Genomic DNA, 1,423 nt, shown 5'->3' with positions numbered 1-1,423 from the left:
AGTTAGTGTTACCCAACCTTCAACCTGCCCATGGCTAGATCACCGGGTTTCGGGTCTATACCCTGCAACTTAACGCCCAGTTAAGACTCGGTTTCCCTTCGGCTCCCCTATTCGGTTAACCTTGCTACAGAATATAAGTCGCTGACCCATTATACAAAAGGTACGCAGTCACCCCATAAAGAGGCTCCCACTGCTTGTACGTACACGGTTTCAGGTTCTTTTTCACTCCCCTCGCCGGGGTTCTTTTCGCCTTTCCCTCACGGTACTGGTTCACTATCGGTCAGTCAGGAGTATTTAGCCTTGGAGGATGGTCCCCCCATATTCAGACAGGATACCACGTGTCCCGCCCTACTCATCGAGCTCACAGCATGTGCATTTTTGTGTACGGGGCTGTCACCCTGTATCGCGCGCCTTTCCAGACGCTTCCACTAACACACACACTGATTCAGGCTCTGGGCTGCTCCCCGTTCGCTCGCCGCTACTGGGGGAATCTCGGTTGATTTCTTTTCCTCGGGGTACTTAGATGTTTCAGTTCCCCCGGTTCGCCTCATTAACCTATGGATTCAGTTAATGATAGTGTGTCGAAACACACTGGGTTTCCCCATTCGGAAATCGCCGGTTATAACGGTTCATATCACCTTACCGACGCTTATCGCAGATTAGCACGTCCTTCATCGCCTCTGACTGCCAGGGCATCCACCGTGTACGCTTAGTCGCTTAACCTCACAACCCGAAGATGTTTCTTGCGATTCATCATCGTGTTGCGAAAATTTGAGAGACTCACGAACAACTTGCGTTGTTCAGTGTTTCAATTTTCAGCTTGATCCAGATTTTTAAAGAGCAAATATCTCAAACATCACTCGTAAGTGAGTTTTGAGATATTAAGGCAGGTGACTTTCACTCACAAACCAGCAAGTGGCGTCCCCTAGGGGATTCGAACCCCTGTTACCGCCGTGAAAGGGCGGTGTCCTGGGCCTCTAGACGAAGGGGACGTATCAGTCTGCTTCGCAAGACGCCTTGCTTTTCACTTTCTATCAGACAATCTGTGTGAGCACTTCAAAGAACGCTTCTTTAAGGTAAGGAGGTGATCCAACCGCAGGTTCCCCTACGGTTACCTTGTTACGACTTCACCCCAGTCATGAATCACAAAGTGGTAAGCGCCCTCCCGAAGGTTAAGCTACCTACTTCTTTTGCAACCCACTCCCATGGTGTGACGGGCGGTGTGTACAAGGCCCGGGAACGTATTCACCGTGGCATTCTGATCCACGATTACTAGCGATTCCGACTTCATGGAGTCGAGTTGCAGACTCCAATCCGGACTACGACGCACTTTATGAGGTCCGCTTGCTCTCGCGAGGTCGCTTCTCTTTGTATGCGCCATTGTAGCACGTGTGTAGCCCTGGTCGTAAGGGCCATGATGACT

The 1,423-nt window shown here is 50.7% G+C and carries 1 tRNA gene and 2 rRNA genes; all 3 read right to left on the bottom strand.

The features are described 5' to 3' along the window. Positions 1-723, bottom strand: a 23S ribosomal RNA gene (locus FFT88_RS24955); the annotation flags it as partial. Between the two features lie 193 nt (positions 724-916). Then, positions 917-992: transfer RNA gene (locus FFT88_RS24950), tRNA-Glu, on the bottom strand. A gap of 85 nt (positions 993-1,077) precedes the next feature. Continuing rightward, a 16S ribosomal RNA gene (locus FFT88_RS24945) occupies positions 1,078-1,423 on the bottom strand; the annotation flags it as partial.

The sequence above is a fragment of the Escherichia sp. E4930 genome (assembly GCF_005845405.1).
GTDB lineage: Bacteria > Pseudomonadota > Gammaproteobacteria > Enterobacterales > Enterobacteriaceae > Escherichia.
Note: the sequence above shows the minus strand (reverse complement) of the source record. Positions and strands in the feature narration are given on the sequence as shown.